Genomic DNA, 6,126 nt, shown 5'->3' on the forward strand with positions numbered 1-6,126 from the left:
TTGCTGCAGTGCGCAAAAGTGGCTGCTTCAAGCCGGCTGAGCCGCCCCCACGGGTTGCAGGCGGGTCCAGCGCCGTTCCAGTGTGGCGATGGTGAACGCGTACATCGCCAGCACGGTGGCCGGCACCCAAACCATGCCTTGCTCCGGCGCCAGGAACCAGGCGGCCAGGATCAGCAGCGTGCGCGCGATGGCATGGAAGGCACACACCCAGTGCCCAATCAACCAGGCGCTCGGCAACCACATGAATCCGGTGAGCATGCCCACCATGAAGACGGCGCTTTCCGGCTTGACGATGGCAAAGGGGATCGCAATCGCATAGGCCAGCAGGGCTTGGCCCACGCACAGCATGAAGAGCCGGTTGAAGCGATTGCGCTGATTCTCTTTGGACATGAAGTCTTCACCGGTCAGCTTGGACAGGCCCATACCCAGGTAGGCAATCAGACCAGTCAGCACATAGACGCTGAGCAGATGCCAACGCGGCGCCAGCAGCTGCCCTGCCACCGCCACACCCAGCCAGGCCAGAGTGCCCGCCAGTGGCATGGCCAAGAAGCGGCGGCGTTGAAAGGCTTGCAGTTCCTGATCGAGGTTCATGGGCGGCTCCGGTTGGGTCGGTAAGGAATGGGGCGCACGGTAGGCCGGCGCTCCGGTGCTCGCGCCCAGCTTGGGACAGATGGCAAGAAGCAGCGCCGATTCGACAGACAGCGCGATGGCCGGCAGCGCCTTGAAGGCGGTCAAGCCGGTGCCGCGCCAGGCCTGGGGCTTTCATCGAGCGGCTAGGGCACAAGCCTCCGTTACGCTGACGGGGAAGGCGTTGCCGCTCCTCACCCGGGGCGACAAACGACCGCTGGATCCTCGGCGGCCCAGGCCCACACGGCCCGGGCCGTCGGCCCTTTCGCGATTCACCACGGCGCCCCACAAGGGACGCCAGGAGGCTGCGTGACCATGGCTAAGTACCCGCCACTGCGTCTGCACGTGCCGGAGCCCACAGGGCGGCCCGGCTGTGCGACCGACTTTTCCTACCTGCACGTTTCGCCCGCGGGCAGCGTGCGCCGCCCCGATGTGGACGTGCTCCCGGTGGATACCCAGGACCTGGCCTTTGCGCTGGTCCGCGTACTGGATGAAGACGGCACGGCCAAGGGCCCCTGGGACCCGAAACTCGCCCCCGACTTCCTGCGCCGCGGCCTCAAGGCCATGATGAAGACGCGCGCCTTCGACGCGCGCATGCTGATCGCGCAGCGCCAGAAGAAGCTCAGCTTCTACATGCAGTGTCTGGGCGAGGAAGCGATCGCAGTGGCCCACGGCATGGCGCTGGAGCAGGGGGACATGAACTTCCCCACCTACCGTCAGCAAGGCCTGCTGCTGTGCCGCGACGACATCTCGATGGTGGAGCTGATCTGTCAGCTGCTCAGCAACGAGAAGGACCCGATCCAGGGCCGCCAGCTGCCGGTCATGTACTCCTACAAGCGCGCCGGCTTCTTCTCGATTTCCGGCAACCTGGCCACGCAGTACATCCAGGCGGTGGGCTGGGCCATGGCCAGCGCGATCAAGGGCGATACCAAGATCGCCTCGGCCTGGATCGGCGACGGCTCGACCGCCGAGTCGGACTTCTCCACTGCGCTGACCTTCGCCCATGTCTACCGCGCGCCAGTGATCCTGAACGTGGTCAACAACCAGTGGGCCATCTCGACCTTCCAGGCCATTGCGGGCGGCGAGCACACCACCTTTGCCGCGCGCGGCGTGGGCTCGGGCATTGCCAGCCTGCGCGTGGATGGCAACGACTTCATCGCCGTGCACGCGGCTTCGCTCTGGGCTGCCGAGCGCGCCCGCCGCGGCCTGGGTCCGACCCTGATCGAGTGGGTGACCTACCGCGCCGGTGCGCACTCCACCTCCGACGACCCGAGCAAGTACCGCCCGGCCGACGACTGGGAGCGCTTCCCGCTGGGCGACCCGATCAACCGCCTGGCCGCGCATTTGACGGCGACCGGGCACTGGAGCGCCGAAGAACACGAAGCCACGCAGAAGGCCCTGGAGGCTGAGGTGGTCGCCGCGCAGCGCGAGGCCGAACGCTACGGCTCGCTGCTGGATGGCCACATCCCCAGCGTGGCCAGCATGTTCGAGGGCGTCTACAAGGACATGCCCGAGCACCTGCGCCAACAGCGTCAACAACTCGGCTACTGATCAGGAGCACGCCATGAACGACAGCGTCCAACAGGACAAATTGGCCGTGCCCCACAGCAACGGCCCCACCAAGCCCATGACCATGATCCAAGCCCTGCGCTCGGCCATGGACGTGATGCTGGAGCGCGACCCGAACGTGGTCGTCTTTGGCGAAGACGTCGGCTACTTCGGCGGCGTGTTCCGCTGCACCGAAGGCTTGCAGGCCAAGTACGGCGAGTCGCGCGTGTTCGACGCGCCGATCTCCGAATCCGGCATCGTCGGCGCTGCCGTGGGCATGGGCGCCTATGGCCTGCGCCCCGTGGTGGAGATCCAGTTCGCCGACTACGTCTACCCCGCCTTCGACCAGATCGTCAGCGAAGCCGCGCGCCTGCGCTACCGCTCGGCCGGCGACTTCACCGCCCCGCTGACCATCCGCATGCCCTGCGGCGGCGGCATCTACGGCGGGCAGACGCACAGCCAGAGCCCCGAGGCCGTGTTCACCCATGTGTGCGGCCTGCGTACCGTGATGCCCAGCAACCCCTATGACGCCAAGGGCCTGCTGATCGCCGCGATCGAGTGCGACGACCCGGTCATCTTCCTGGAGCCCAAACGGCTCTACAACGGCCCCTTCGACGGCCACCACGACAAGCCCGTGGTGCCCTGGAGCAAGCACCCGATGGGCGAGGTGCCCGAAGGCTATTACAGCGTGCCGCTGACCAGCGCCGCCGTGTTCCGCCCCGGCCAGGAAGTGACCGTGCTGGCCTACGGCACCATGGTCTGGGTCAGCGCCGCAGCGGCAGCCGAGGCCGGCGTGGACGCCGAAGTCATCGACCTGCGTTCGATCTGGCCGCTCGACCTGGACACGATCGTCAACTCGGTGAAGAAGACACGCCGCTGCGTGGTGGTGCACGAGGCCACCCGCACCAGCGGCTTCGGCGCCGAACTGGTGGCCCTGGTACAGGAGCACTGCTTCTACCACCTGGAAGCGCCGATCGAGCGCGTGACCGGCTGGGACACGCCCTACCCCCATGCCCAGGAATGGGCCTACTTCCCGGGCCCGGCGCGCGTTGGCGCAGCCCTCAAGCGCGTGATGGAGGCCTGACCGATGGGTGCCTATGTGATCAAGATGCCCGACATCGGTGAGGGCATCGCCGAAGTGGAACTGGTGGCCTGGCATGTGAAGCCGGGCGACACCGTGGCCGAGGACCAGATCCTGGCCGACGTGATGACCGACAAGGCCACGGTTGAAATCCCCTCGCCAGTGGCCGGCACGGTCACGACCCTGGGCGGCCCTGTCGGCCTGGTGATGGCCGTGGGGGCGGAGCTGATCCGGCTGGAGGTCGAGGGCGAGGGCAATCTGAAGGCGGGCTCGGCGCCGGCCGCGGCGCCGGCGACCAAGCCCGTGACGGCATCGGCGGCAGCGTCGGTTGCAGCAGTGGCTTCTGCACCGGTGGCAGCTCCTGTCGCCGCACCTACGCCTATGGCGGCGAAGCCGGCCGCCCCGCGAGCGCCAGCCCAGCCGCGCCGCGCACCGGACGAAAAGCCCATTGCCTCACCGGCCGTGCGCCGTCGCGCCTGGGAACTGGGCATCGAGCTGCAGTTCGTGCAGGGCACAGGCCCTGCGGGTCGCATCACGCATGAGGACCTGGAGGCCTTTGCGGGCGCGCCCCATGGCGCAGCCAGCGCCGGCGCGGACAGCCGCTACGCCGCGCGACTGGACGAGCAGGCCATCCCGGTCCTTGGGCTGCGCCGCAAGATCGCGCAGAAGATGCAGCAGGCCAAGCGCCAGATCCCCCACTTCACCTACGTGGAAGAAGTGGACGTGACGGAGCTGGAAGCCTTGCGCCAGCGCCTCAACCAGCAGCATGGCAAGGCCCGCGCCAAGCTCACCATGCTGCCCTTCCTGGCACGCGCCATCGTCATCGCCGTGCGCGAGTTCCCGCAGGTGAACGCCCGTTTCGACGATGAGGCCAACGTGGTGACGCGCTACGGTGCGGTGCACATCGGCATGGCCGCGCAGACCGATGCCGGTCTGATGGTGCCGGTGATCCGTCACGCCGAGACTCTGGACCCCTGGGCCTGTGCGGCGGAGATCACGCGGCTCGCCGAAGCGGCGCGCACCGGCAAGGCCGGGCGCGACGAGCTCTCGGGCTCCACCATCACCATCACCAGCCTGGGGCCTCTGGGCGGCATCGTCACCACGCCCGTCATCAATCACCCTGAGGTCGGCATCGTTGGGGTCAACCGCATCGTCGAGCGCCCGATGTTCGACCGCGACGGCCGCGTGGTGCCGCGCCTTCTGATGAACCTCAGCTCCAGCTTCGACCACCGTGTGGTCGATGGCATGGACGCCGCCCTGTTCGTGCAGCGCCTGCGCGCCCTGCTCGAAACCCCTGCGACCCTGTTCATTGAGTGAGCGCGCAATGCCTCCTGTCTACACGCAAACCCAACTGCTGATCGTGGGCGGCGGCCCCGGTGGCTACGTCGCTGCCATCCGGGCGGCACAACTCGGCATCAAGACCATCCTGGTCGAAGGGGCGGCGCTCGGTGGTACCTGCCTGAACGTCGGCTGCATCCCCAGCAAGGCGCTGATCCATGCCGCCGAGGCGTACGCCCAAGCGCGCGCGCAGGCGGCCGGCCGCTCGGCTCTCGGCATCCGCGCCAGCGGGGTCGAACTCGACCTGGCCACCACCTTGGATTGGAAGGACAGCATCGTCGCCAAGCTGACCGGCGGGGTGGGCGCGCTGCTGAAGAAGCATGGCGTCACGGTCGTCAAGGGGTGGGCTGAGCTCATCGACGGCAAGACCGTCGAGGTTCGTCAGCCGGGCATCGACTCCGGTGACGCGCCGCAACGCATTCAGTGTGAGCACCTGCTGCTGGCCGCCGGTTCGCAGGAAGTCGAACTGCCCTTCCTGCCGTTCGGGGCCGGCGAGGGCCGCGTCGTGTCCTCCACCGAAGCGTTGGTATTCAGCACGGTGCCGAAGCAGCTGGTGGTGGTGGGCGCCGGCTATATCGGCCTGGAACTGGGCACGGCCTGGCGCAAGCTGGGGGCGGAAGTTACGGTCGTCGAGGCGCAGGAGCGCATCCTGCCCGGCTACGACGCCGAACTCGTCAAACCGGTTGCGCAATCGCTCGCCAGGCTCGGCCTCAAGACCATGTTGGCGCACCGCGTCGAGGGCCTGAATGCAGCCGGAACGGCGCTCACGGTGCGTGATCCCCAGGGCGCGCTGTTGGAACTGCCGGCAGACAAGATCCTCGTGGCCGTGGGCCGCCGCCCGCGCAGCGAGGGCTGGGGATTGGAGCGTCTGATGCTGGACATGAACGGGCGCGCCGTGAAGGTCGATGCGCAATGCCGCACGTCGATGAAGAACGTCTGGGCCATTGGTGATCTCACTGGTGAACCCCTGCTGGCCCATCGCGCCATGGCCCAGGGCGAATTGGTGGCGGAGTTGATTGCGGGCCACCCTGGCCGTTTTGAACCCGCCGCGATTCCAGCCGTGTGCTTCACCGATCCCGAGATCGTCAGCGCCGGCCACACCCCGGACAGCGCCGAGGCCGAGGGCGCCCAGCGTGGGTTCAAGGTGGTGCAGGCCCTGTTCCCCTTTGCCGCCAATGGCCGCGCGCTCTCGCTGGAGGCTCCGGAGGGCTTTGTTCGCGTCGTCGCGCGCGCCGACAACCATCTGATCTTGGGCTGGCAGGCAGTAGGGGCCGCCGTATCCGAGCTCTCCGCCGCGTTCGGTCTGAGCCTGGAAATGGGGGCGCGCCTGGAAGACGTGGCTCACACCATCCATTCGCACCCGACCCTGGGCGAAGCGGTACAGGAGTGCTGCCTGCGCGCACTGGGCCAGGCACTGCATATCTGAGATTCCTATTCGAGCGGCCCTCTACGCGAGGGCCATTCGATACGGAATCAGTGGAGCGACTTTTCGAGCCCCAAAAGCAAAACCCCCCGCAGTTACCTGCGGGGGG

General features: G+C 67.7%; 5 protein-coding genes. 4 read left to right on the top strand and 1 reads right to left on the bottom strand.

Annotation, left to right across the window (positions count from 1 at the left end; all coding sequences use genetic code 11):
* Positions 1-27: 27 nt before the first annotated feature.
* A complete protein-coding gene (locus ACE3QP_RS20185; RefSeq protein ID WP_374438636.1) occupies positions 28-591 on the bottom strand; it encodes a hypothetical protein in 564 nt (187 codons plus the stop codon).
* 351 nt (positions 592-942) lie between these two features.
* Here ACE3QP_RS20185 and ACE3QP_RS20190 point away from each other — a divergent pair, with 351 nt between their 5' ends.
* From ACE3QP_RS20190 to lpdA, 4 genes are read left to right on the top strand one after another with little or no spacing between them, the layout of a single operon-like run.
* Positions 943-2,178 carry a 3-methyl-2-oxobutanoate dehydrogenase (2-methylpropanoyl-transferring) subunit alpha gene (locus ACE3QP_RS20190; protein WP_374438637.1) on the top strand — a complete coding sequence of 412 codons (1,236 nt, stop codon included), beginning with the start codon at positions 943-945 and terminating at the stop codon, positions 2,176-2,178.
* 13 nt (positions 2,179-2,191) lie between these two features.
* Positions 2,192-3,259, top strand: coding sequence for an alpha-ketoacid dehydrogenase subunit beta (locus tag ACE3QP_RS20195; RefSeq protein ID WP_374438639.1), 1,068 nt, complete (start codon positions 2,192-2,194; stop codon positions 3,257-3,259).
* A gap of 3 nt (positions 3,260-3,262) precedes the next feature.
* A complete protein-coding gene (locus ACE3QP_RS20200) occupies positions 3,263-4,573 on the top strand; it encodes a dihydrolipoamide acetyltransferase family protein (RefSeq protein WP_374438640.1) in 1,311 nt (436 codons plus the stop codon).
* A 7-nt stretch (positions 4,574-4,580) separates the two neighbouring features.
* Entirely contained in the window at positions 4,581-6,020 is a 1,440-nt protein-coding gene (gene lpdA, locus ACE3QP_RS20205) for a dihydrolipoyl dehydrogenase (RefSeq protein WP_374438642.1), read from the top strand.
* The last annotated feature ends 106 nt before the right edge of the window (positions 6,021-6,126 follow it).

The sequence above is a fragment of the Inhella sp. genome, assembly GCF_041912635.1.
Lineage (GTDB): Bacteria > Pseudomonadota > Gammaproteobacteria > Burkholderiales > Burkholderiaceae_C > Inhella.

Coding starts and splice junctions, on each gene's coding strand:
- ACE3QP_RS20185 (WP_374438636.1), bottom strand. CDS start 591: ATGAACCTCGATCAGGAACTGCAAGCCTTTCAACGCCGCCGCTTCTTG.
- ACE3QP_RS20190 (WP_374438637.1), top strand. CDS start 943: ATGGCTAAGTACCCGCCACTGCGTCTGCACGTGCCGGAGCCCACAGGG.
- ACE3QP_RS20195 (WP_374438639.1), top strand. CDS start 2,192: ATGAACGACAGCGTCCAACAGGACAAATTGGCCGTGCCCCACAGCAAC.
- ACE3QP_RS20200 (WP_374438640.1), top strand. CDS start 3,263: ATGGGTGCCTATGTGATCAAGATGCCCGACATCGGTGAGGGCATCGCC.
- lpdA (WP_374438642.1), top strand. CDS start 4,581: ATGCCTCCTGTCTACACGCAAACCCAACTGCTGATCGTGGGCGGCGGC.